The organism is Vibrio sp. 1641, from assembly GCF_033339995.1.
In the GTDB taxonomy this organism is placed as follows: Bacteria; Pseudomonadota; Gammaproteobacteria; order Enterobacterales; family Vibrionaceae; genus Vibrio; species Vibrio alginolyticus.
In genome coordinates this window covers 69439-92936 of record NZ_JAWOVP010000014.1, presented here as the reverse complement: position 1 = coordinate 92936, position 23498 = coordinate 69439, and the positions used below count along the sequence as shown (strand labels likewise).

Below are 23498 nucleotides of genomic sequence, written 5' to 3'. Positions count from 1 at the left end.
GGTAAGCAGAGTTTTTGAAATGTAAGGCCTTTGAATAAGACAAAAGGCTGCCTCATCGCTAACTTTGCAACAGTGCCGCGCGACGAGCAGCAGCACCAGGAGCAGAAGCACGTCGAGAAAAAGCAACAGCAGATCGAGCAGCGCCCACGGCGGGCCGCTCGCATCGGATAAGTCGAAAAATCCGGCTAAAGTGGCCGAGCTGCACATCAGGCCGCGCGGTTTTCCTCCCTGATCGCCGGCGCGGTTTCTTCCTCCCTGAACCGCATGCAGACTTGCCGCCTCGGACACCCCGAGGCGGTTTTTTTTCGCCTCGCTCGAGCATCGCCGCATCCGACGATGCCGAGACGACCAGGCCGCGCACGTCGAGCTGCAGCATCGCCATTGCCGACGATGGCACCAGGTCGCCGGCGGTGGCCACCGACCTCGAGCTCGCATCGCCACATCCGACGATGCGCGCCGGCGTCGACCATCGCCAGGTCTGACGATGGCGGCCGCCCTGCCCTGGATCTCGCATCGCCATTTCTGGCGATGAGATCCACGGAGCGGCCATTTAGACCCGCCAATAACGACCCGGCCAAGATAAATCGCATGACGGCCTTTTTGGCCGGGGGTAGCATGACCGGACACTTTGCGTATGCCCAAAGGAGCCCGCAAGTATGCGCAGGACGAAGCCAGTAGCCGCGCCGATGGTGGCGCGGGTCTATCTGCGCGTCAGCACCGACGCGCAGGACTTGGAACGCCAAGAGGCGATCACTACGGCCGCGAAGGCCGCCGGCTACTACGTCGCCGGCATCTACCGTGAGAAGGCATCCGGCGCACGCGCCGACCGGCCTGAGCTGCTGCGCATGATCGGCGACCTACAGCCCGGCGAGGTGGTCATTGCCGAGAAGATCGACCGCATCAGCCGCCTACCTTTGCCCGAGGCCGAGCGCCTGGTGGCCTCGATACAGGCCAAAGGCGCACGCCTGGCCGTCCCTGGCGTGGTCGATCTATCCGACCTGGCGGCCGAGGCCCAGGGCGTCGCCAAGATCGTGCTGGAAGCCGTGCAGATCATGCTTTTTCGCCTGGCCTTGCAGATGGCCCGCGACGACTACGAGGACAGGCGCGAACGCCAGCGCCAAGGCATTGAGTTGGCCCGCCAGGCCGGGCGGTACAAGGGCCGCCGTGCTGATCCGAAGCGCCGCGCCCAAGTTGTCGCGCTGCGCAAGTCCGGCTACAGCATCAACAAGACCGCCGAGCTGGCCGGGTACAGTGCGGCCCAGGTGAAACGGATATGGGCCGAGGTCAGCCAGGCCGAAGCGAAGCAGCACGGCGCGTTCGTGGAGGACGCATTGACGGAAGCCGATGCCCTGGCCGCTGTCGGCCAGGATGAGCGCCAGGAGGAAAGGGCATGAAGAAGCCGAACCAAGACGACGAGCCGTTTTTCATCACCGAGGAGATTGCGGCCGAAATGATCGCCGGCGGCTATGAGTTCGAGCTGCCGCCCATTCCTTGCACCATCCGCCTACGCGACGTGCTGGAGCGCATGACCGATGCTGAGCTAGCATTGCAGCCGGGCGAGATCGCCGACCAGGAGCGTGAACGCTGCCGGCGCAAGCCGTGTTCAACCTCATGATCTGGTCATGGTATTTTTCATGGCACTGAGCCTGATAGTTCTTGCAAATTGTTGTCACTAAAGGGTTTTGTGTGCTTGTTTACAATCGAGTGGGAGTGACGGGCACTGGCTGGCAATGTCTAGCAACGGCAGGCATTTCGGCTGAGGGTAAAAGAACTTTCCGCTAAGCGATAGACTGTATGTAAACACAGTATTGCAAGGACGCGGAACATGCCTCATGTGGCGGCCAGGACGGCCAGCCGGGATCGGGATACTGGTCGTTACCAGAGCCACCGACCCGAGCAAACCCTTCTCTATCAGATCGTTGACGAGTATTACCCGGCATTCGCTGCGCTTATGGCAGAGCAGGGAAAGGAATTGCCGGGCTATGTGCAACGGGAATTTGAAGAATTTCTCCAATGCGGGCGGCTGGAGCATGGCTTTCTACGGGTTCGCTGCGAGTCTTGCCACGCCGAGCACCTGGTCGCTTTCAGCTGTAAGCGTCGCGGTTTCTGCCCGAGCTGTGGGGCGCGGCGGATGGCCGAAAGTGCCGCCTTGCTGGTTGATGAAGTACTGCCTGAACAACCCATGCGTCAGTGGGTGTTGAGCTTCCCGTTTCAGCTGCGTTTCCTGTTTGCCAGCCGGCCCGAGATCATGGGGTGGGTGCTGGGCATCGTTTACCGCGTCATTGCCACGCACCTGGTCAAGAAAGCGGGCCATACCCACCAAGTGGCCAAGACGGGCGCGGTCACCCTGATCCAGCGTTTTGGATCGGCGCTCAATCTGAATGTTCACTTCCACATGCTGTTTCTCGACGGTGTGTATGTCGAGCAATCCCACGGCTCAGCGCGTTTCCGCTGGGTCAAGGCGCCGACCAGCCCAGAGCTCACCCAGCTGACGCACACCATCGCCCACCGGGTGGGTCGCTATCTGGAACGGCAAGGCCTGCTGGAACGGGATGTCGAAAACAGCTATCTGGCCTCGGATGCGGTGGATGACGACCCGATGACACCCCTGCTGGGGCACTCGATCACTTACCGTATCGCTGTCGGTTCACAGGCGGGGCGAAAGGTGTTCACTTTGCAAACTCTGCCGACCAGTGGTGATCCGTTCGGTGACGGGATTGGCAAGGTAGCCGGGTCCAGCCTGCACGCCGGCGTGGCGGCCAGGGCCGATGAACGCAAGAAGCTCGAACGGCTGTGCCGGTACATCAGCCGCCCGGCGGTATCCGAGAAGCGGCTGTCGTTAACACGAGGCGGCAACGTGCGCTACCAGCTCAAGACGCCGTACCGGGACGGCACCACGCACGTCATTTTCGAACCATTGGATTTCATTGCAAGGCTGGCCGCCCTGGTACCGAAGCCCAGAGTCAACCTAACCCGCTTCCACGGGGTGTTCGCACCCAACAGTCGGCACCGGGCGTTGGTCACGCCGGCAAAACGGGGCAGGGGCAACAAGGTCAGGGTGGCTGATGAACCGGCAACACCAGCACAACGGCGAGCGTCGATGACATGGGCGCAACGGCTCAAGCGTGTTTTCAATATCGACATCGAGACCTGCAGCGGCGGCGGCGGCGCCATGAAAGTCATCGCCTGCATTGAAGACCCTATAGTGATCAAGCAGATCCTTGATCACCTGAAGCACAAAGCCGAAACCAGCGGGACCAGGGCGTTACCCGAAAGCCGGGCGCCACCGGCTGAGCTGCTCCTGGGTCTGTTTGACTGACGAGCCTGAAGGCCAACGATACCAATCAAAATGCTGCGTTCACAGCGCCGCGGCAGGGATCCGCCGTGCTGGTTGTCGGAAAAGGAGCCGCTAGTGGGAAAGAGGAGGGTAAATTTTCAGCGTTGCTGGCTCCCCGTCAGCCGGATTGGGTTGCATCGCAGGGGTGTCGAAAGAGTCAACTGCGGTCCAAAGCTGTTGGACTTGGGTGAAAAGGGCGTTTATTCTTCCTATACGTGCCGCGTTCCAGGCGGCGACTATGAGGGCTATGTCGATGCCCATGTGCGCCGGCTGGAGGCGCTACGCCGGGCCGGTATCGTCGAGCGGATCGACGCCGACCAATGGCGCATCCCCGATGATCTGGTCAGCCGTGCCGCCGCCCATGACGCCGGCCGAGACAGTCAGGCCAGCGTTCGCGTCCTTTCCCCGGTCGATCTGAACAAACAGATCGGATCGGACGGCGCGACCTGGCTGGACCGGCGGCTGATCCACGGCGAGACGGCCGACCTTGCGCCAACCGGCTTCGGGCAACAAGTCCGCGAAGCCATGGACCAGCGCCGCGAGCACCATATCGAACAGGGCGACGCCACCCGCAGCCGGGACAGCCGCGTCTTCTACCGGCGCAACCTTCTCGCCATCCTGCGGGAGCGCGAGGTAGCCGGCGTCGGATCGGATATGGCTTTGAGTAAGGGCCTGCCGTTCCGCGCCGCCACGGACGGCGAGAGCGTCAGCGGCAAGTTTACCGGAACCGTGCATCTATCGAGCGGCAAGTTCGCCGTGGTCGAGAAATCCCATGAGTTCACCCTTGTCCCGTGGCGGCCGATCATCGACCGCCAACTCGGCCGCGAGGTTATGGGCATCGTGCAGGGCGGGTCGGTGTCGTGGCAGTTAGGGCGGCAGAGGGGGCTGGAACGCTGAGTGCGCCCATGCCGCATTGCGAAGCAAAAGATAATCGGATAAAATGTAGCAATTCATATTCGTAAGCGTGGAGTAATCAGATGGGAAATTCCAAGTCAGCAGACAAGTAAGCCGCAACAACCAGTATTGTTGTTGCGGCGCTCTGTAAGGCTAGTCTCATCTGATTGCTGACGAGCAGACGTCGCCCGGTATTCCTTAATCGAGGGTTGATTCGTCATGACCACCACACGCCCCGCGTGGGCCTATACGCTGCCGGCAGCACTGCTGCTGATGGCTCCTTTCGACATCCTCGCTTCACTGGCGATGGATATTTATCTCCCTGTCGTTCCAGCGATGCCCGGCATCCTGAACACGACGCCCGCTATGATCCAACTCACGTTGAGCCTCTATATGGTGATGCTCGGCGTGGGCCAGGTGATTTTTGGTCCGCTCTCAGACAGAATCGGGCGACGGCCAATTCTACTTGCGGGCGCAACGGCTTTCGTCATTGCGTCTCTGGGAGCAGCTTGGTCTTCAACTGCACCGGCCTTTGTCGCTTTCCGTCTACTTCAAGCAGTGGGCGCGTCGGCCATGCTGGTGGCGACGTTCGCGACGGTTCGCGACGTTTATGCCAACCGTCCTGAGGGTGTCGTCATCTACGGCCTTTTCAGTTCGATGCTGGCGTTCGTGCCTGCGCTCGGCCCTATCGCCGGAGCATTGATCGGCGAGTTCTTGGGATGGCAGGCGATATTCATTACTTTGGCTATACTGGCGATGCTCGCACTCCTAAATGCGGGTTTCAGGTGGCACGAAACCCGCCCTCTGGATCAAGTCAAGACGCGCCGATCTGTCTTGCCGATCTTCGCGAGTCCGGCTTTTTGGGTTTACACTGTCGGCTTTAGCGCCGGTATGGGCACCTTCTTCGTCTTCTTCTCGACGGCTCCCCGTGTGCTCATAGGCCAAGCGGAATATTCCGAGATCGGATTCAGCTTTGCCTTCGCCACTGTCGCGCTTGTAATGATCGTGACAACCCGTTTCGCGAAGTCCTTTGTCGCCAGATGGGGCATCGCAGGATGCGTGGCGCGTGGGATGGCGTTGCTTGTTTGCGGAGCGGTCCTGTTGGGGATCGGCGAACTTTACGGCTCGCCGTCATTCCTCACCTTCATCCTACCGATGTGGGTTGTCGCGGTCGGTATTGTCTTCACGGTGTCCGTTACCGCGAACGGCGCTTTGGCAGAGTTCGACGACATCGCGGGATCAGCGGTCGCGTTCTACTTCTGCGTTCAAAGCCTGATAGTCAGCATTGTCGGGACATTGGCGGTGGCACTTTTAAACGGTGACACAGCGTGGCCCGTGATCTGTTACGCCACGGCGATGGCGGTACTGGTTTCGTTGGGGCTGGTGCTCCTTCGGCTCCGTGGGGCTGCCACCGAGAAGTCGCCAGTCGTCTAACCGACGACTGGTAGCAGGCCCGCTCCGATGCGGCGCACTAACCATCGAAACCTCGTGAATGTCGGTATCCTGTCTGGCAGGATACCGCTCATTTCCCTTGTTCAGTTCATCGCCGTCGCCGAGCATCTGAATTTTCGGCATGCGGCCAAGGCACTTGGTATCAGCCAGTCGAGCGTCAGCGCGCGTGTGAAAGCGCTGGAGGATAACCTTGGTGTCCTGCTATTTGAGCGCCATGCGCGGGGCGTTCGGCTAACAGACGCAGGCAGGCACTTCATGGAGCGTGTCACGGCGGGTGTCGATCAACTCGATCACGCAGTGAAGACCGCGGAGTGACGGGCACTGGCTGGCAATGTCTAGCAACGGCAGGCATTTCGGCTGAGGGTAAAAGAACTTTCCGCTAAGCGATAGACTGTATGTAAACACAGTATTGCAAGGACGCGGAACATGCCTCATGTGGCGGCCAGGACGGCCAGCCGGGATCGGGATACTGGTCGTTACCAGAGCCACCGACCCGAGCAAACCCTTCTCTATCAGATCGTTGACGAGTATTACCCGGCATTCGCTGCGCTTATGGCAGAGCAGGGAAAGGAATTGCCGGGCTATGTGCAACGGGAATTTGAAGAATTTCTCCAATGCGGGCGGCTGGAGCATGGCTTTCTACGGGTTCGCTGCGAGTCTTGCCACGCCGAGCACCTGGTCGCTTTCAGCTGTAAGCGTCGCGGTTTCTGCCCGAGCTGTGGGGCGCGGCGGATGGCCGAAAGTGCCGCCTTGCTGGTTGATGAAGTACTGCCTGAACAACCCATGCGTCAGTGGGTGTTGAGCTTCCCGTTTCAGCTGCGTTTCCTGTTTGGGGTCGTTTGCGGGAAGGGGCGGAATCCTACGCTAAGGCTTTGGCCAGCGATATTCTCCGGTGAGATTGATGTGTTCCCAGGGGATAGGAGAAGTCGCTTGATATCTAGTATGACGTCTGTCGCACCTGCTTGATCGCGGCCGCGATAGCTAGATCGCGTTGCTCCTCTTCTCCATCCGCGTTCCAAGCTGCGGAAAGGCACCCATAAGCGTACGCCTGGTCGAGCAGGCGACGCGGATCGACGTCCAGCGCACGAGAGAATGCGTCCGCCATCTGTGCAATGCGTCTAGGATCGAGACAAAGGTCGTCTCTGTCAGCCGGATCGTAGAACATATTGGCGGCGCCAAAGCCCACTTCACCGACCAGACCGACGGGATCTATCACCAGCCAGCCGCGACTGGAGAACATGATGTTTTCATGATGCAGATCGCCATGTAGCCCACGCAGTTCCGAGGCATTGCTCATCATTTGATCGGCTATAATCGCCGCGTGGACGTAGTCAGTTTGACAACCTGCGTTTTGATCATCGCGCGCCCGCTGAAACAAAGCTGCAAAGCGATCCCGGATCGGGAGAAGGGCAGAAGGCAGGGGTTCCTCAGATGCGGCATACAGCTTCGCCATTAGTTCCGCTGCAATTTCGGTCGCCTGGTAGTCGCCGTGCTCGGCAACGATGTGAGAGAGCATTCGCTCCCCGGCATATTCGAGCAACATCAGATTGTTCTCACGACCGAGCAACCGGACTGCTCCCCTCCCATTGCGCCATACCAGATAGTCGGCCCCGCGCAGTTCATCAGCAATGTCTTCTATAGGTTTCAATCCCTTGACGATTGCAGGAGTCCCGTCTGGCAATGAAACTTTCCAAACGAGGCTGGAAAAGGTGTCCGCAATGAGAACAGGTTGCGAAACGTGCCAATGAGCAGGAAAAACAGGCGGCATGAACATCAACCCCAAGTCAGAGGGTCCAATCGCAGATAGAAGGCAAGGCGTTCGCGGTCGGGGGCTTCGATCCCCAATACATTGAATAGGACAGCGAAGGCGCGCTCTGCTTCATCTGGCGCTGCCCAGTTCTCTTCGGCGTTAGCAATCATGAGTGCCAAATCGGCATAGCGATCTGCTGTTCCGAGCCGCCCAAGGTCGATCAGACCCGTGCATTGAAGAGTTTTAGGGTCCACCATGAAGTTCGGCATGCAGGGATCACCATGGCAAACAACCATATCGGTGCGCTCTTGGTCGAGCCGCACCGGTAGCTCTCGTTCGACACGAGCCAAAAGATCGAGCTGCGGCGTACTCTTGTCCTCGTCCGGTAAGAAGTCGGGATTGACGGCATTGCGGGACACCACATCAACGGCGCGTCCGAACATTCGCGACAGCCTGCGCTCAAACGGACATTGATCAACCGATAGGCTGTGAACAGCGCCAAGTTGCTGCCCCATTGACGGCCACGCTTTGAGCAAATCCGCTCCAGACAGATCAGCCGCCGGTACTCCCGGAATTGCCGTTATCACCAAGCATGCACCCTCCTGTTCCTCCTGCCAGTTGATGACCTCGGGGCAAGCCACACCTCGACCTTTGAGCCAAATGAGGCGGTCACGCTCTCCAGCGAGCTCACCGCGGCGGGAAGCAGGTGCGATTTTCGCGAAGGCATGCCCGTCACCACGTCGAAAAACAAAATCACCAGATTCTCCGCCTCTGACAGGCAACCAGTCAGAATGCGATTCACCAAAAAAAATATTAGTTCGATTCAATGGAGGTTCCTTCAGTTTTCTGATGAAGCGCGAATATAGAGAAATATCCCGAATGTGCAGTTAACGAATTCTTGCGGTTTCTTTCAGCGCCGCCAATACCGCCAGCCCGTCGCGCAAGGGGCGCGGCTCGTGTGTGCGGATGAAGTCAGCTCCACCTGCGGCGGCGGCAAGCTCTGCAGCGAGTGTCGCGGCCCCGACATCCCCCGGACCACGGCCTGTGAGCGCGCGCAGAAAGGATTTGCGCGAAACAGACAGAAGCACCGGCAAATCGAAGCGCAGCCGCAATTCATCGAACCGCGCCAGCACCGAGAGCGAGGTTTCGGGAGCAGCCCCCAGAAAAAACCCCATGCCGGGATCAAGGACAAGGCGGTTGCGTTTGATACCGGCACCCGTCAGCGCCGCGATGCGCGCGTCAAAGAACGCCGCAATGTGATCCATGATGTCGCCAGCGGGTGCCTCGCGCCGATCTGCCTGCCCGTCTTGCACCGAATGCATAACGACGAGTTTGGCAGATGATTTCGCCAATTGCGGATAGAACGCAGCGTCTGGAAAACCGCGAATATCATTGAGATAGGCCACACCACGCGACAAGGCATAGGCTTGCGTCGCGGGTTGATAACTGTCGAGCGAGACGGGAATGCCATCTGCCTTGAGCGCGTCCAGCACCGGCGCGATACGCGCGATTTCTGTGTCGGACGAAACAGGCGCGGCGTCGGGATTGCTGGATGCCGGACCGAGGTCGATCACATCTGCCCCCTCGGCCATCAGCTTACGCGCCTGCGCAATGGCTGCGTCTGGCGCCAGATACCGGCCTCCATCGGAGAAACTGTCCGAGGTTATGTTGACGATGCCGAAAATGATGAGCGATTTATTCATGGGGGCTTCTATAATAATAATAATCGAGCATGAGTCTCATACGGATGCTCGGGTCGAAAGGGAATCCCCAGGCGAGTAACCTGTTTGCGGTGATCCATTAGCTGCAGGAGCAGAATAGCATACATCTGGAAGCAAAGCCAGGAAAGCGGCCTATGGAGCTGTGCGGCAGCGCTCAGTAGGCAATTTTTCAAAATATTGTTAAGCCTTTTCTGAGCATGGTATTTTTCATGGTATTACCAATTAGCAGGAAAATAAGCCATTGAATATAAAAGATAAAAATGTCTTGTTTACAATAGAGTGGGATAAATGGACGCTAAAGAACTGAACCACATGATAGCTGAGGCCTACAGCCGGGATTTGCAAAAGCCTGAGCTGGTATCGTTCAAAGAGGTGAGTCGCTGGGGGCGTAAGTACGGTTTCCCCGTCGTATGCACTCTGGCCGATGAAAGTGAAGAAAAGCAGATCCACTGGGCTGCCAGTTTGCTCATTCAAGTAGCCGGTACTTGGCCGCGAGAAGATATGCCGGAATTGCTCACACCGGAACGGGGCTCCGCGCTGTTCAACGATGCGATGCAGTTATTGGCGAATGGGCTTGGAGCAGCAAATCAATTGCGCTGACAGCACAAACCTTGTCAATAAGCGGCCTTCATGGCCGTTTTTTTGTTTAAAGTTTGTTTTAACAGAACCATAATTAGATATTGCAGTATCATTTTATGATCGCTACAATCTTTCACATGTGAAAGTTTGGGGGTGGTCTTGATCACCTGCGAGAAACCAAAATAGAGGTGGGTATGGCAAAAGTAATCAGCTTCGCCAACCAGAAAGGCGGAGTGGGTAAGAGTACCCTCTGTATCCAGCAGGCCTTTTATCTGGCGTTACAGAAGAAAAAGAAAGTGCTGGTCTTGGATATGGATGGTCAGGGGAACACGTCCTCTCGACTGGCCCCCAGACGAGAGCTTGAGGATGGTGACTACGAGCCCATCCTCACAGGAACCAAAACCGCAGAGCTGTTCGCTTACGAGCTGGACGGCATTGAGGTCATGCACTGCCCTTGCGGTGCAGACCTCATTCATACGCCGAAAAACGACCCGGATCTGTTTGAGATGGAGGCTGTGCCTCTTGACCAGGCCATGAATCCGGCTCGCCATTTGGCTGAGCTGTTTGAGAACTACGACTACGTGCTGATTGATTGTCCGCCTAGCCTCGGCAGAAAGCTGGTGGCAGCGTTGGTGATGTCTACCCATGTGGCATGTCCAGTAAAGCTCTCTGGCTTCGCTGTGGACGGCGTAGAAGGTCTCCTGAACACGATTATTGGTGTGCGCGAGGCGTACAACCAAGATTTGGAGATCCTGGGCATCGTGATCAACGACATGGACCGCTCTGTCAATCACGACAAAGCCCTCAAGTCGCTGGAGAACACAGTTCCGGATCTGTTGTTTGAGAACAAAATTATGCACCGGCCTCCGCTCGATACGGCGACGACTGATGGCATCCCTGTCTGGGAGCTTCGCTATGGACATGTCGCGGCCAAAGAAGTTGAGGCGGTGTTGGAAGAACTATTAGAGAAGGTGGGCTAAGCGATGGCATTGAACAATTTAAAAGGCCTGTCCGAACTTGCTAAAGCCGCCAAAGGCAAGAAAGGCAAAGAGGTTCTTACCGTACCTGTTGACGACGTTGTATCCAAGGTCCAGGTTCGTAAGCGCTTCCGTAACATTGAAGAGCTGGCGGCAACCTTGCTGACCGAAGGGCAGCAGTCTCCGATCATCGTGTTCCCGAAGAACGAAGAAGGCAAGTTCGTCATCCAAAAAGGGGAGCGGCGTTGGAGAGCGTGTAAACACGCTGGTATCGAGACCATTGACTTGGTGGTGAATGATAAGGTCCAGAACAACTTGGACGAGACTGCTGGTGAGCTGATCGAAAACATCCAGCGGGATGACTTGACTCCGGTAGAGATTGCCGAGGCGTTAAACCTGTTTATTGAAGAAGGTTGGAAGCAAAAGGATATTGCTGATCGGCTCGGTAAGAATATCACTTTCGTATCTACGCATCTGTCGTTGCTCAAGCTACCTGACTGTGTGCGTGAGTTATACGATAATGAAGTATGTTCTGATACAGAGACCTTGAATAACCTTCGTCTCTTGTTCGATCTGAATGAAGAAAGATGTCGCGCCGTCTGCGCGGTGGCTATGTCTGACGGGATTACTCGTAAACAAAGCCGTGAGCTGCTGAATGATGCCAAACGTATCAAAGACGAAATGGAAAAAGGCCCACTGACTGGCTCCCACCAGAATGATGAGCTTGGCGCTGGCAACACCGACGAGCAATCCCTCAACTCGGGTGGGGATGGTACGTCGGAACAAACCGGGAATGACGACCTGAACCTTGCCCAGGAGGAACTGGAAGGGGGTAAAAATTCCAATGGTCAGGACGATGATGACGAAGACCCTTTGCGTGATGAAGAGGGTGAGCACAAAGATCCTGTCAAGCAGCCAGATAACAGCGGCAAGGACAAAGATGAAGAAGGCGGTGATGCTCTTCCTCCTCTGCCGAAGGACAAGGAATGGAAGAACGTCCGGGCTGACAGTTTGATTTTTGCTGTCAACGTTAACCTGGATGGCGAGACCAAACGTGGAGTCATCATGACCGACCGTGTTGCTCTGGTTCCGTCTACTGTCTGGGTTAAAACGCTCGATGGCGAAGGCAAGGAAAAGCATGTTCATGTGCCTGTGTCAGACATTGAACTCCTGAGTGTCGAAGGCTAATAAAGGAGGCCCAGCCAGAGAGGTTGGGCCTGTCAAGAACAGGTGAATATGAAGATCTCACAGGACATGAAAAGAAAATTTGCTTTGGTGAATGCCCTGTCTAAAACGGAGAAGCCAAGTCTCCAAGACCTTCACAAGGCAACAAATATTCCTGAATCAACGATCAAGAGACAGTTGTCTGCCCTGCGTGATGAGTTCGGAATGAATATCTTGTTCGTCAGGGAGTCTACCGGCGAACGAGGTGCCACCGGCTACTACATGCTGACAGACTGGGGGATCTTAGACAGGTCTTCGTTCTTGAACCGGTACGGAAAACTGTAAGGTGCCATAGAGCAGCGCATTGAATGCAAAACCCGCCAATCGGCGGGTTTTTTTATGCTGCCACGGTAGCGGCGGTTGCTGGAGGTTTTTCGGCGTAGTAGGCGATGTTCTTGGTTCGTCTGCTAAGGGTGTCTATGCCGACGATACTCAGCGTTTTGGGAGTGGTATTGCGGGACTCGAAATAATGGAATAGCTGGATCATGCAGCACTTCACCATCAACGGATCGATGTCTTCCAGGTAGATTGAGGCTTCTCTCAATGCTTCGGGACCGTGGTTCTCGATCAGGTTTTCCATCCAGTGAATGGCGTTGATGCCAGAACCACAGCAGGGCTCATAAAAGTCTGCCGAAGACTGTGAGCCAACAATGAGTGACATCAAGCGGCCAATCTCTGGAGGAGTGGGGAAGTAATTGGTGCCCTTCTTGTGGAAGCCAGACATGCTTAGGACGTAACCCAAAACATCGCTGGTGGGGTCGCGCTTAATGGCGGCAGACAGGACGTGAGAGAGCTCGAAGGCGACCGGCTGAAGTTCTTCCGGGATCTCCTCCTTGGCTGGGTATAGGCCAGTCTGCAAGTATGCCCACTGGTCAATAAAGGCCTCAACAAACCGAGATGTGCCCATTCTGTATCGGGACTGCTCGATGAGAGATAAAGCCTTGGATGTAAGTTGCTGTGTTTCTGGTGACATAAGCGCTCCAGTTTGTTCTGACGAAACATTCAAGAGGTAGAAACGAAGAACCCCGCCGAAGCGAGGTTCTTTGCTTTCCTGCCTGATCGCCTTAATGCCGAAGCAAAGACGTCTTGATAAAGTCGGGGCAACCGGACATTTCCCGGTCGATGAAGTCCTGACGTTTCGCCAGCGGCCATTTCATGAACGCCGCGAGCGGGATGCGCTTATTCGTGTTAGTATTGCCTTGCAGCATAACAAAGCTCCTTAATTGCTTGATTGTGTTGTAAGGGCTGCAACGAAGGTCGAAGAGCGATGCGGCCCTTATTTATGATTATTACAGCATCATAAAATAATATCAAGGGACAATAAAACGATACCAAGAAACAAAACTTTCACATGTGAAAGTCTCCCCGCTGTCCACCTCGCACACTCCAAACGCCCAAATAACTTGTCTATCTGCCCAAAATGGGCGCGTAAGCGTCCGATAGAAAGTAATTGTTAGTGAGATATTGACTACACGGAATATGGCTATATCATAGAATCATAAAATGATACTGTAAAAGTGATATGTATGCCAAAGCAAGCAAATCATCTCCGTTTGAAGAAACCTTGCGCCAACTGTCCATTCCGGAAGGAGGGCGCTATCGAGCTGGTCCCTGGGCGATTAGAAGGCATCATCAACGACATCGTTGAAAACGACATGACGACGTTTCATTGCCACAAGACCGTGCATTCAAAGTCAGGTGGTGAATGGGATGAAGAGGGTAACTATGCACCTTCGGGACAAGAGTCGATGTGTGCCGGTGCTGCGGCTTACTTGATGAAAATAGGCAGGCCGACAGTGGCTATGCGAATTGCCTTTGCGTTTGGTGATGCAAAGGTGTCCGACTGGGACGAAGCTCAAGAGCTGGTTGTCGAGCCTTTGGTACAAGGGGACCGAAATGAGTAAGCGATATGCGGTAGTGCCGCATCCGAAACTGAAACGAGAGTACAAAGGTCGGCTGGTCAGAACTACTCGGGTACTAAAAAACGGCTGGGGGGTGATCCCTCTAGGGGCTGTGGCAACGGTCACGCATCAGTCTCCCAAGGGATCAGAACTGACCTTTGAACCATGCGACTGCTGCGGCCTGAAAGCCATTATCAGTCATGTAAGCATGGACTCCATTGAATTTATCGAACCGATTACTGAGGAAGAAGATGGACGAGAACAAGCTCAACATTGAAACGGTCGATGGGCACAACGAGCTGGTAGTCAGCTTTTTGTCCAGAATGGTAAGCCTGAGTGACGAGGAAAAGCAGACAGTATTGTCCTGCCTTCCGGGCACCGGCAAACAAACAATCACCCAGCTCTATGAGGCGCTGCGTTCTCAAGGGCACCAGGATCTTGCAGAGAAGGTCGAACCATACCTCCAGCAGGGGGTGTTTGGGCCGATCTTCGATAACGCCAAGTCCAAGGTGTTCGTTCGGGACGAAGCGCCTTTTTTCCTCATGGATGAAAATCCTTTGAACTGGGATGACGCTAAAGCATTCAATCGCCTACGTATGAGTACGACCTGTGTTCTTGGCCGTGGCGGCTGGACTATCGGTGAGCGCTTTGATGACCGCTTTGATACCGAGGTGGGCGGAACACAGCTTATCGTCACCCAGTCACTCAACGAAAAAGGTGAGATTGAAGGAGGACTTCCTACCTCGATGTCGCTGAATGACTTTGCTGAGTTCCCTAAACAGCCAAGGCCTCCTCAAATAGTCGATTACCAGGAAGACAAGCGATACACGCTTGAGGAAGCGGAAGCTATCCCTGAGCTCGCACCAGTGGTTCAGCGTCTGAAAGAGCGCATCGAAGAGTATGAGGAGAGAAGAGCCCATGATTGACATGACATGCCGCCTCTGTGCTGGTTCCGGTGTTTATGACTTTTCCCCTTCCAAAGAAACCTGCGGTATGTGCCAAGGGCATGGGAAATTTGCTGACGCCAAAGCAATGCTGGTGGCTGCCATCGAGCTGGCAAAGAAGCAACGCGAGCCGGTCATTGAAGTGGTAATGGGGTTGGTGCTCCAGGGTGTGGATGTTAGAGGGAAGGAGCCTGGAGAGCGGTTCAAGGCTGCTCAGGCCTTTAACGCCCCAGGGCACAACCTATTACGATACGGGTGGGATGCTTGGGAGCTCTATGCCCTCCATGAGGGTGTAAGTCCAGAACTTGCATCGCTTGGCCGAAGTGTGATGCGCGAGTGGCATAGCCATTCATGGGGCCGGTTCAGTGGAGAGGTAGGCTTTAACGCCGCCGAGATCATGATCAAACAGGCCAAAGACAACCCAGAAAAAGCAGAAGAGCGCTGGGCGTTCCTGCTTAGTGAAGAATGGATGGTGGAGTAATTGTCGTGACAGAACAAACCAATAAGAAATTGATGCTGGATGAGTCTCCAGATATGCCCCTGCAATTCAAGTGGAGAAAGTTTGGTGGTGCGATTTTTACTGCCACGCAAACAATGGAGCACGTCAAGGAAGGACGTAAGCTCGGGCCGACTCCAGCAGGGATGCTACCTCAAGAAGTGTGGCTGAACCGCCTGATCGCTATGGAAGAAACCCTGCCACGAGGGAAGTTTTTTGACAGATTCCGCCGCCGCGACAAAAACGAGCAGTATGACTTGGCCGCCGATCATCTCCGTCTTGTCGGACAGAAAAAGCGATAGGGGGATAGATGAAAGCCCAGGCATACCCACCATCAGTCATTCGTAAAGGCGCTGTGTTGTACGCAGCCCTTTATTACATCTCTGATGATGATAAAGCAAAGGTCGAGGTTACAGAGTGGATAGTTCGCTCTATTCAGAAACGACGCAACTCAACCAGCGATCAACGCTATGTCAATCTTGCCCAAAAGTTAGATGGGATTACGTGGGGGAAAAGGTCACGGAAGAATGGGGACTTTGGTTGGTTGCCATCTATACCGAGCTGGTGTTTGAAGCAGTTCCGGGAAGGTGGCGAATTGCCTTTTGGCGTTTATACGACGCGACTGGCCGCTCTCAAGTTTGCGAAAGTCAGCTTGCAGGAAGAGGTCCAATATTGCGAGGCCGAGCTGAAAAAGCCTCAGACAGAAGAGGATACTCAGGAACTCCAAGAGGAGCTGGCGGAGAACCAGAGACTTCTGAAAGCTGCTGGAGCAATGGTGAAGCGCGAGCAAAACAAGAAGAAAAGAGGTTGACCAATGTTACCGATCGTCTCCCCCTCCGTAGTAACCAAACAACTTGCGTTCAATCGAGTAGGCGATAAACGCAAGGTTAGGGTTTCGTCCAACTTTTTGGATGTTATGGGGTTCAAGCCAGGTATGGGCATCGCCGTTGAGCCAGGGGAGGGGATGGGCGGTTTTTCGGTGATCCCAGCGACCGATGAACTACAGACACACCAGGTTTATCAGCGCCGGTATCAACCAAAGAGTCGCTCCAACAACCCGCTGGAAACCGTTATTGAGTTTTCTGGACAAGGGCTCATAGATAAGTGCTTCCCTCGCTATACAGAGCGTTTCCACGTCGAAATGCGAAAAGGCCGAGTAGTCTTCACTCCTGTCGCAAACAGAGCCTTTGCCATTGCGGATCGGTTCAGAAAAACCAGCCCTTTCCGTGCCTTTGTGGCATTGACTGGCGGGGTAGACATTCATGTTATGGAAGCGCTTGGCTGGAAGGCTGAGATTGTTTTGGAGCATCGTCCAGTTGAAGCCAGAGACAGAGCATCCGGGCGGAACCTGAGTGAAGTACATGCGCTCAATACGCTGGTGAACAGCTCCCCGCGTATCCTGCTGAATGAAGACATTCATCACCTGGAGCTGGATCGCCTTGGAGCCTTGCTGGCGGAGTGCCCACCAATTGGTTTGGCCCATTACTCGTTGGGGTGTGATGACCACTCAAACGCCAAAAGTCCAAGGGACAAAGAGCGTTCTCTTGAGGATCTCTCCACCATGCTCGACATGGTTTACCCGGCACTAAAACAGATCGAGGTCGTGAACCCTGCCGTCGTGCTGGTGGAAAACGTCCCGAACTTCAAAGCATCCGGAGCCGGGGCGATGATGGGAACGACACTGCGGCGGATGGGGTACTTCCTCACTGAGATGGTCTTGAACGGTCTGGATTTCGGCGCTTACCAGGGGCGAGAACGCTATTACATGGTGGCGTCGGTCTTCCCTGGGTTCGTTCCACCGAAACCTGAGCAGAGAGCTGGTGGACGATTGTGGCCGGTGATCGAGAAGCACCTCGGGGATTGTGCTGACGTCACAGTGTTGAAGTCAATTCAGGCCAGAGAGTCAACTTCTCGCAGGATGCCTGCGTTCTTGACGAGAGAAAGCACCAGTTGCCCGACCATCCTCAAGTCTCAGGATCGTGGGGTAAAGGATGCAGTGTACATCCAAGACGGTGGCCGCATTTACAAGCCATCGGTCGATCTGGTTCAGGAGTTGATGTCGATACCTGATAGCTTTGATGTTTCGTGGATGGCAAAAGAACAAGCGACAGAAACGCTTGGGCAGAGTGTGGATTACAGATTGCATTCAGCGGTCATGGCCGCAGTTCGGGATCACCTGAATGTGAATTGCGGTCGCCATACCGTGGTGCAGCACGGTATCAGAAGTAAGGAAGGTAGATAATGGCAGTCATTTACTACGGCGAGGGAACCCATGACGCCGGTTTCGTCGGGTTCCGTGTCGCACGAACAGTTGGGGTGGCGGATGATTACCGGCAGGAATACTTCTCCTTGAGAGAGTATTCCTACGCAACAGCTCACCGGCTGGCCTACAGCTTGGACCGAAAGTGGGAAGCTGAGGCAGAAGAGGTGAAGCGTCAGAATAAGACTTGTAAGCGGCGACGCAACTCCGGGCCAAACATCATTGCTGAGGGGCTGAGGGCTTATATCAGCATTGAGAACCGGAGCCGGATGGGGGTGAAGAGAACCTACTTCGCGCCTTGTTTTCTCGTCACAAAGCCAGGCTACGGCAATGGGGATATTGCTTTCAGGATTTCCACTCATGGCTACGCAGAAGCCTACGAAAAGGCGGTGGAAAAATATTGTGAGATCCATGATTTGACGGATGAGCAGTATGTTGAGTTGCTTGACCGTATGCCGAGTACAGAGGTGTTCACTGGATACCTGCTGAATGCTCTTTTAATGCGCGGCCATCGCGCTACAAAAGCTGAAATACTGAGTAAGCTGGGGGCTGAGAAGAATGAAGAGGACATTGCCAATGGCAAAGGGAAAAGCGGCCAGAACAGAGTGCGTTGCCCAGAGTATCGGTGGGCGCAATAACAGCGCCACCAGCTTTTGGGACCGTATTTTAACAGTTGAGGAGACGGCCACACTCATTGGCGTCAGGATCTCTGAGCTCAAAGACGCGGTGCGCTATCAGAAACTCCTGAAAGGGAAGGCAGCTCCAGAAGTACATTCGGTATCAGGAACTGGGAAACTGTTTTTTGATGGGCGATCCATTAAATCGTTCATAGAGGACTAACCGGTGGATCTGGATCAAAAGCAAGAACCGTGGATCAGCGTCAACGACAAGATGCCGGTCGTCGGTGTGCCTGTTCATTGCCAGCTTAAAGGATGTTGGTCGGGCAAAATTGTTGAGTACGACTTGATCCATGTTCAGGAAGATGATTGTTCGTGGCGAACGGCGGACGACAACTCGGAAGTCAGCTATGACTTCGATGTCATCACCTGGAGACCTATTTAGGTTTGGGAGTCTTGCATTATCCGGCGGTTATTGCCGTGAAAATACGGATGTTCAAACCATGTTTTATAGCAACACCTCCTTGGGGGCGGAATTATGTTTTTTGATAACAAAGTAGAATCTCACTCGCTCGTAATGGGAGCCAGCGGGAAGGGTAAATCGGTCTTGTCCGAACAAGTGCGGAAAAATGCGAGGCTGCGCGGTGATCTGCTGGTGGATACTGAAATGTACCGTGAAGGTCGAGGGTTGAAACCATACGAGCATGAGTACGCTCGTCGCTTAGTTCTGGGGCTAAGTGGACCGTTGCCGCGTGAACTGCGTGGGAAGCCGGTGACGGTTATCTCTGATGTGTCCAGGCCAAAAAAGGTAAAGCGTCAGCCAAAGCAATTTGTTAAGACCGTGAATGGCGTAACCCTTGAACGCCAATTGGTGGCCGATGCAAGAGATCAGTTGGAAATGCAAACAGGCGTCTGGCTCAAACAACCACAGCTCATCGAGCTGATGGAAGAGTCGGGCATAGACGAAACTCTGGCCGATTTTGGTGAGGCTGAAACACAGATCCGAGAAATGCTGGCGGATGCGTTGGCGATGAAACTGGTAGGACGCTCATGGCCCAAGTGTGGAGCCCTCTATAACGCGGCAGAAAAGTCCGACGTTAACTTCTCCTCCGAGCTTGATGCTGCGGCCAAAAAAGCTGGATACATGGTTCGCTAAATGGGATTTGGTGTGGACAAGATAGATCGGCAAAGTTGGCTCGTTAAATTCAGGCGAGCGAAGTGTCAGGACACTTTAGACACGATGAGGGATGCGGCCATTCGCAACTATGAAGGGAATATTCGTGTTATCGCGGATATTGTATTGGCCCATGAGGCGAGAGAGACAGAAATTGAAAAAGGGATGTTTTGTCGAATAGTTAGATAGTCTGATGGGCTATCAGGTGGTGATTATGAAAAAGAGAATACTTCATCTGCCCGTAAAAAAGATTTACTTCGATCAGATCAAATTTGGAGAAAAACCAGATGAATATCGCCTCGTTACAGACTACTGGATAAAAAGACTAGAGGGGCGCGAGTATGATGAAGTCCATGTTAAGTGTGGCTACCCAAAGGCTGGAGATATGTCCAGGATAGAGATTCGCCCTTGGCGTGGCTTCTCAAGGAGTGTTATAACGCACCCGCACTTTGGAGATTGTCCGGTTGAAGTATTCGCTATCCATGTGAATTGAATGGTGTATGACAACTGTGCTTGGTAGGAAAATCAGGTATCAAAAGAAATTGGGTTATTAAAAATTAGGGGCCATCGGCCCCTTAATTGTTTTAGTCTGTGAACATTGAACAATCGAGGTGGGATAGTGCTTGTTCGTAGCTGTCTTTGTTGTTCGTCTTACGTAGTTCCACCAGCTCAACAATCACTGGACTTAAAGCCAGAGATTGAGGCTCCCAGACGCGCTTGCATTTGACCGCCATGTTGGCATTTACGTCTGTAACAACGTAGAGAAACTCAGGCGCTTCTTTCAATGTCCCCAGGCCCTTTGCCATATCCACAGCCTCAGAGTTCTTATAGCTTCGAGTAAAGCTCAGCTCGTCTTGGGGAATGTAGCTGGCAGTCGCCGCAGCCAAACCTGACACCATGCCTTTACCTGCGCTTTTTGCAATGGCCGAGCTGGTAGCTAAAGTTGGCATTACGGCCTGCCCCATTTGGCTGGCGGATGCCGCCGCCAAGCCTGAGGCGATGTTCTTCCCTGCATCTTCGGCAGTGGCTGAGCTGGTGGTGAGCATCGCAGTTAAAATGATTGTTCCAAACATACTTAATTCCTCTATCAATCCATAAAGTCCGACTTTTTGAAGGGCATAGTGCCTTTGCAATCGGGATAGGCGGTGCAGCCCCAGAACTTAGAAGCTCGCTTCTTGCCGGGCGCTTTTCCTTTCCTGAGACGCATCGGGCTACCGCAATCTGGGCAGTCTGGACAATCCTCAGCCGCGATACGCTTCTCGGGTTTCCCTCGGTTGTCTGGGAACGTCTTCTTGCAAGCCTCGTTCTGGCAGCCCCAGAAAAATCCGTTCTTCCCTTTGATCCGGTGCATCTCTCCACCGCAGTTGAAGCATTCGTGTGAAGGCGGCTTAGCGCCCTCGAAGGCTTTAGCCATCGCGCCACCTTCTTTGGTCAGAACCGGTGCGGGCACTTTGAGCTGCTCAACCATTTGGCAGATCCAGGTGGAAATCTGCTTCATGAAGACAGACATATTCCCGGAGCCGGAGGCGACTTTCTCAAGCTCCTGCTCCCAAGCCGCAGTCATGCCGGGTGATTTGATGGCTGGTGGAAGCACTGCGATAAGCGCATGAGCCTTATCAGTTGCAAGCAGTACCTTTTTCTGACGTTTGAAGTAGCCTTTATCAACAGCGCCCTGGATGATGCTTGCGCGTGTTGCTGGAGTGCCTAAACCGGCTGTGTCTTTGAGAATTTGCTTGAACTTCTCCTCAGTCACGAACCGGGCAATGTTCTCCATCGCGGCAAGCAATGTGGCTTCGGTGAAGTGCGGTGCTGGCCGCGTCATTTTGTTTGCCAGCTCGGCACCATTAAGCAAAGCGGGTTCGCCCTGGCTAACCCTGGGGAGCTTCTCTTGTTCAACCGGCGCGTCGGTGTCTTCCCCCTCGTCCTTGGGACTGCTTTCACTATCAGAAGCAAACAAAACCTTCCAGCCTTGTTTGGCAGGTGTCTTACCAGAGGCCGCAAAGAGGTGACGCCCACACTGCACCTCGATGGAGGTTTTGGTGAACTCGAACTCGCTGTAGAACTGCGCGATGTAGAAACGACGGATGGCGTCGTAAAGATTGAACTCGATCTCAGACATGGCACTGATGTCTGTTCTGGCCGGTGTTGGAATGATCGCGTGGTGCGCGGTCACTTTGGCGTCATTGAATACCCTGGCCTTGCGATGAGGATCTGCGCCAGCCACCAGCCCAGAGACGTTCTGATCGGACAAAATGAGCGCCTGGAGAATGTCCGGAATGTCTTCCTTTTGGCTCTCGGGTAGATAACGACTATCAGTACGAGGGTAGGTGGTCGCTTTGTGCGTCTCGTACAGAGCTTGAGCTGCATCCAGTACCTGCTGAGCGGTGTATCCCCATCGTTTGCTTGCGTATTGTTGCAGCGACGTTAGATCGAAGGGGAGGGGGGCTGACTCTTTACCTGGTTTGGTTTCTGCTTTGCTGATAACAGCATTGGCACCATTGACCTGGGAGGCTACCTGCTCGGCATAGGCCTTATTGACGCACCGGCCTTGCTCGTCACTGCACTCTTCTGGTGGTATCCATTGGGCGGCAAACTGTCCATTCTGTACGGACACGTTCACACCCAGAGTCCAGTATGGTGAGGGGGTGAAACCGGCGATCTCTCGGTCCCGTTGACAAACAAGAGCGACGGTTGGGGTGATAACCCTGCCAACGTGAAGAGTGTGGTTGAAGCCGACATCTCGGGCCAGCACTGTGTAGAGGCGGCTCACGTTCATGCCTACCAACCAGTCAGCGCGTTGCCGTGCCAATGCGGCGTAGTAGAGTGAGACCGTATCCTTGCCATCCTTTACGTTGTTCAGCGCTTTCTTGATGCTTGACTCATCGAGAGCCGTCAAACAAACCCGGCGAATAGGGCCAGAGTAGCGGAATCGATCCAGAAGCGAACGGGCGATAGCCTCACCTTCTCGGTCGTAGTCCGTTGAGATGTAGATGGTGCTCGCCTTTTTGACCAGTCCCTCAACAATTTTGTACTGTTTGAACGCACTCTTGCGAACGTTGTACCGCCATGACTCTGGTGCAATAGGGAGGGTCTCCAGTGACCATGACTTGTAGCGTTCGTCATAATCGTCTGGCATATACAATTCCAGCAGGTGGCCGAACGCCCACGTAATAACGCGGTTTCCTCCATCATGGAGAAATCCATCACCTCGTTGGGAGGCCTTCATTACGCCAGCCAAATCTTTGGCCTGAGAAGGCTTCTCGCAGATATAAAGGTCCATTAAGCAGCTCCTCTCATCTTTGATTCCAGATTCGCCAGCTCAGCCCAGCTTTGGGCCAGACCTTTGACTTCGGGGTAGTCTCTGGAGAGGTTTTCGAGGACTCCAGAAATGACATAGGCCGCTTCGCGGGAATTACCCCTCGAACCGGCCTCCTGGAGCATGATTGATAAAGCGTCGAAGAGCTCAGCCTTACGGCTTGGCTCTGTCTGGTTTCTTATTTCAGAGCTTTGCATGGGTTCACCACTGAATAGGGACGCACGGACTCGCGCACAATGCGGCGATCTGCGTCAGTTACAGCCTGGCTGGTGCAAAAGTGCGTCCAGGCATTCAGATAATCTTGATAGGTGTGGGTAGGTGGTATGCAGCCGGTTACAACATCCTTGGGGATGTTTGTAGTCCCCTCGGCTTCCACAAAGCGCCAATCGTGCTCGTCCATACCTTTGCCGCCATCGCAATAGCGTTCCCAGCGTGACAACTCGTACAGCGAGTAGCCTTTGCCTTTATTCATGGACTTGAAGGTATTGATGGCTTCGTTCACATCCCCGTGCTGCTTGATCCCTGCTGGAGTTTTATCTGAACCAGCGGAGTCATCTTTGACCTTGTTCATCGTTGCGCTGACATTACCGTCGCCCAGCACATGGATATAACCAGGTTGACGTAATGCAGCACCACCGCGCCCCATGTTGTCCCATGCCATCGACAGTTCCCGGCTAACTCGGGCAGGTTTGTCATTTTCGGCAGGGGCAGTCTGGGGCTGAGGCTTTTGCTCGGGGGCGTTAGAGGCACACCCGGCCAGAATTGCCACTCCCAGAATTGCTATCAGTTGTCTCATCGTGTCGTTCCTCATCAAAAATTGTCGATGAGCCCATTCTAAAAGGGGGGGGATGGAAAG

31 protein-coding genes and 1 pseudogene are annotated in these 23498 nt (G+C 54.5%); 22 read left to right on the top strand and 10 right to left on the bottom strand.

All coding sequences use genetic code 11. The annotated features are described in order from the left end of the window. Positions 1-330 (bottom strand): hypothetical protein (locus R7Z47_RS20355; protein WP_170868628.1); only part of this gene is annotated, 330 nt, incomplete at its 3' end. A gap of 326 nt (positions 331-656) precedes the next feature. Here R7Z47_RS20355 and R7Z47_RS20350 point away from each other — a divergent pair. From R7Z47_RS20350 to R7Z47_RS20320, 7 genes and pseudogenes are all read left to right on the top strand, one after another. Next, positions 657-1394, top strand: a complete 738-nt coding sequence (locus R7Z47_RS20350) for a recombinase family protein (RefSeq protein WP_001366550.1) — start codon at positions 657-659, stop codon at positions 1392-1394. Further along, positions 1391-1615 carry a hypothetical protein gene (locus R7Z47_RS20345; protein WP_000743213.1) on the top strand — a complete coding sequence of 75 codons (225 nt, stop codon included), beginning with the start codon at positions 1391-1393 and terminating at the stop codon, positions 1613-1615. Before R7Z47_RS20350 ends, R7Z47_RS20345 begins: the two co-directional genes overlap by 4 nt. A 210-nt stretch (positions 1616-1825) precedes the next feature. Continuing rightward, positions 1826-3319 carry an IS91-like element ISVsa3 family transposase gene (locus R7Z47_RS20340; RefSeq protein ID WP_117247995.1) on the top strand — a complete coding sequence of 498 codons (1494 nt, stop codon included), beginning with the start codon at positions 1826-1828 and terminating at the stop codon, positions 3317-3319. Positions 3320-3349: 30 nt separating this feature from the next. Next, positions 3350-4234 (top strand): DUF3363 domain-containing protein, encoded by an 885-nt coding sequence (locus R7Z47_RS20335; protein WP_001447541.1) that lies wholly within the window; start codon positions 3350-3352, stop codon positions 4232-4234. Positions 4235-4450: 216 nt separating this feature from the next. Next, positions 4451-5665: a chloramphenicol/florfenicol efflux MFS transporter FloR gene (floR, locus tag R7Z47_RS20330; protein ID WP_000214119.1), complete on the top strand. Its 1215-nt coding sequence runs from the start codon at positions 4451-4453 to the stop codon at positions 5663-5665. A 27-nt stretch (positions 5666-5692) separates the two neighbouring features. Beyond that, a complete protein-coding gene (locus R7Z47_RS20325; RefSeq protein WP_001255015.1) occupies positions 5693-5998 on the top strand; it encodes a LysR family transcriptional regulator in 306 nt (101 codons plus the stop codon). Positions 5999-6109: 111 nt separating this feature from the next. Next, positions 6110-6514: pseudogene (locus tag R7Z47_RS20320) on the top strand (IS91 family transposase); the annotation flags it as partial. A 106-nt stretch (positions 6515-6620) separates the two neighbouring features. Here the strand turns inward: R7Z47_RS20320 and R7Z47_RS20315 are convergent. From R7Z47_RS20315 to sul2, 3 genes are read right to left on the bottom strand one after another with little or no spacing between them, the layout of a single operon-like run. Then, entirely contained in the window at positions 6621-7457 is an 837-nt protein-coding gene (locus tag R7Z47_RS20315) for an aminoglycoside O-phosphotransferase APH(6)-Id (protein WP_000480968.1), read from the bottom strand. Next, positions 7457-8260, bottom strand: a complete 804-nt coding sequence (gene aph(3'')-Ib, locus R7Z47_RS20310; RefSeq protein ID WP_001082319.1) for an aminoglycoside O-phosphotransferase APH(3'')-Ib — start codon at positions 8258-8260, stop codon at positions 7457-7459. The genes R7Z47_RS20315 and aph(3'')-Ib overlap by 1 nt, the downstream gene beginning before the upstream one ends. Positions 8261-8320: 60 nt before the next feature. Next, complete coding sequence (gene sul2, locus R7Z47_RS20305; protein ID WP_001043260.1) at positions 8321-9136, bottom strand: sulfonamide-resistant dihydropteroate synthase Sul2; 816 nt, start codon at positions 9134-9136, stop codon at positions 8321-8323. 306 nt (positions 9137-9442) lie between these two features. On the opposite strand from sul2, the gene R7Z47_RS20300 reads away from it, so the two are divergent. The 4 genes from R7Z47_RS20300 (at position 9443) to R7Z47_RS20285 (ending at position 12219) form a co-directional block, all read left to right on the top strand. Further along, positions 9443-9754 (top strand): hypothetical protein, encoded by a 312-nt coding sequence (locus R7Z47_RS20300; protein WP_000338945.1) that lies wholly within the window; start codon positions 9443-9445, stop codon positions 9752-9754. Positions 9755-9927: 173 nt separating this feature from the next. Then, positions 9928-10713: a ParA family protein gene (locus R7Z47_RS20295; protein WP_001151304.1), complete on the top strand. Its 786-nt coding sequence runs from the start codon at positions 9928-9930 to the stop codon at positions 10711-10713. A 3-nt stretch (positions 10714-10716) separates the two neighbouring features. Continuing rightward, on the top strand, positions 10717-11898 hold the full coding sequence (locus tag R7Z47_RS20290) for a ParB/RepB/Spo0J family partition protein (protein WP_001207227.1): 1182 nt from the start codon (positions 10717-10719) through the stop codon (positions 11896-11898). A gap of 48 nt (positions 11899-11946) precedes the next feature. After that, positions 11947-12219 (top strand): helix-turn-helix domain-containing protein, encoded by a 273-nt coding sequence (locus R7Z47_RS20285; protein ID WP_000703827.1) that lies wholly within the window; start codon positions 11947-11949, stop codon positions 12217-12219. 52 nt (positions 12220-12271) lie between these two features. Here R7Z47_RS20285 and R7Z47_RS20280 read toward each other — a convergent pair whose 3' ends face one another. Together R7Z47_RS20280 and R7Z47_RS20275 are read right to left on the bottom strand one after the other, a co-directional pair. Further along, a complete protein-coding gene (locus tag R7Z47_RS20280) occupies positions 12272-12907 on the bottom strand; it encodes an N-6 DNA methylase (RefSeq protein WP_000074431.1) in 636 nt (211 codons plus the stop codon). Positions 12908-12998: 91 nt separating this feature from the next. Then, on the bottom strand, positions 12999-13142 hold the full coding sequence (locus R7Z47_RS20275) for a hypothetical protein (RefSeq protein WP_000939033.1): 144 nt from the start codon (positions 13140-13142) through the stop codon (positions 12999-13001). Between the two features lie 318 nt (positions 13143-13460). Between R7Z47_RS20275 and R7Z47_RS20270 the strand changes: the two genes are divergently transcribed. From R7Z47_RS20270 to R7Z47_RS20220, 11 genes are all read left to right on the top strand, one after another. After that, complete coding sequence (locus R7Z47_RS20270; protein ID WP_001125905.1) at positions 13461-13838, top strand: hypothetical protein; 378 nt, start codon at positions 13461-13463, stop codon at positions 13836-13838. Then, complete coding sequence (locus R7Z47_RS20265) at positions 13831-14112, top strand: hypothetical protein (RefSeq protein WP_000044824.1); 282 nt, start codon at positions 13831-13833, stop codon at positions 14110-14112. The genes R7Z47_RS20270 and R7Z47_RS20265 overlap by 8 nt, the downstream gene beginning before the upstream one ends. After that, positions 14087-14761, top strand: coding sequence for a thymidylate kinase (locus tag R7Z47_RS20260; RefSeq protein ID WP_000344151.1), 675 nt, complete (start codon positions 14087-14089; stop codon positions 14759-14761). The genes R7Z47_RS20265 and R7Z47_RS20260 overlap by 26 nt, the downstream gene beginning before the upstream one ends. After that, positions 14754-15260: a hypothetical protein gene (locus tag R7Z47_RS20255; protein ID WP_000566600.1), complete on the top strand. Its 507-nt coding sequence runs from the start codon at positions 14754-14756 to the stop codon at positions 15258-15260. The genes R7Z47_RS20260 and R7Z47_RS20255 overlap by 8 nt, the downstream gene beginning before the upstream one ends. Positions 15261-15265: 5 nt before the next feature. Then, positions 15266-15577, top strand: a complete 312-nt coding sequence (locus R7Z47_RS20250; RefSeq protein WP_002210541.1) for a hypothetical protein — start codon at positions 15266-15268, stop codon at positions 15575-15577. An 8-nt stretch (positions 15578-15585) separates the two neighbouring features. Further along, on the top strand, positions 15586-16086 hold the full coding sequence (locus R7Z47_RS20245; protein WP_000647189.1) for a hypothetical protein: 501 nt from the start codon (positions 15586-15588) through the stop codon (positions 16084-16086). 3 nt (positions 16087-16089) lie between these two features. Continuing rightward, positions 16090-17517, top strand: coding sequence for a DNA cytosine methyltransferase (locus tag R7Z47_RS20240; protein WP_000936896.1), 1428 nt, complete (start codon positions 16090-16092; stop codon positions 17515-17517). After that, positions 17517-18173, top strand: coding sequence for a hypothetical protein (locus R7Z47_RS20235; protein ID WP_000268551.1), 657 nt, complete (start codon positions 17517-17519; stop codon positions 18171-18173). The genes R7Z47_RS20240 and R7Z47_RS20235 overlap by 1 nt, the downstream gene beginning before the upstream one ends. Before the next feature lie 205 nt (positions 18174-18378). Next, complete coding sequence (locus tag R7Z47_RS20230) at positions 18379-18597, top strand: hypothetical protein (RefSeq protein ID WP_000362482.1); 219 nt, start codon at positions 18379-18381, stop codon at positions 18595-18597. A 93-nt stretch (positions 18598-18690) separates the two neighbouring features. Beyond that, complete coding sequence (locus tag R7Z47_RS20225) at positions 18691-19308, top strand: hypothetical protein (protein WP_000464631.1); 618 nt, start codon at positions 18691-18693, stop codon at positions 19306-19308. 232 nt (positions 19309-19540) lie between these two features. After that, a complete protein-coding gene (locus tag R7Z47_RS20220) occupies positions 19541-19819 on the top strand; it encodes an ASCH domain-containing protein (protein ID WP_318130576.1) in 279 nt (92 codons plus the stop codon). Between the two features lie 91 nt (positions 19820-19910). Here R7Z47_RS20220 and R7Z47_RS20215 read toward each other — a convergent pair whose 3' ends face one another. Genes R7Z47_RS20215 through R7Z47_RS20200 form a run of 4 tightly spaced genes read right to left on the bottom strand, consistent with a single transcriptional unit; the run spans position 19911 to position 23438 of the window. Continuing rightward, entirely contained in the window at positions 19911-20399 is a 489-nt protein-coding gene (locus R7Z47_RS20215) for a hypothetical protein (protein ID WP_000468105.1), read from the bottom strand. 14 nt (positions 20400-20413) lie between these two features. Continuing rightward, positions 20414-22606, bottom strand: a complete 2193-nt coding sequence (locus tag R7Z47_RS20210) for a DNA topoisomerase 3 (RefSeq protein ID WP_000366822.1) — start codon at positions 22604-22606, stop codon at positions 20414-20416. After that, complete coding sequence (locus tag R7Z47_RS20205; RefSeq protein ID WP_001191892.1) at positions 22606-22839, bottom strand: hypothetical protein; 234 nt, start codon at positions 22837-22839, stop codon at positions 22606-22608. Before R7Z47_RS20205 ends, R7Z47_RS20210 begins: the two co-directional genes overlap by 1 nt. Further along, positions 22821-23438 carry a hypothetical protein gene (locus R7Z47_RS20200; RefSeq protein WP_001249396.1) on the bottom strand — a complete coding sequence of 206 codons (618 nt, stop codon included), beginning with the start codon at positions 23436-23438 and terminating at the stop codon, positions 22821-22823. The genes R7Z47_RS20205 and R7Z47_RS20200 overlap by 19 nt, the downstream gene beginning before the upstream one ends. Between the last annotated feature and the right edge of the window lie 60 nt (positions 23439-23498).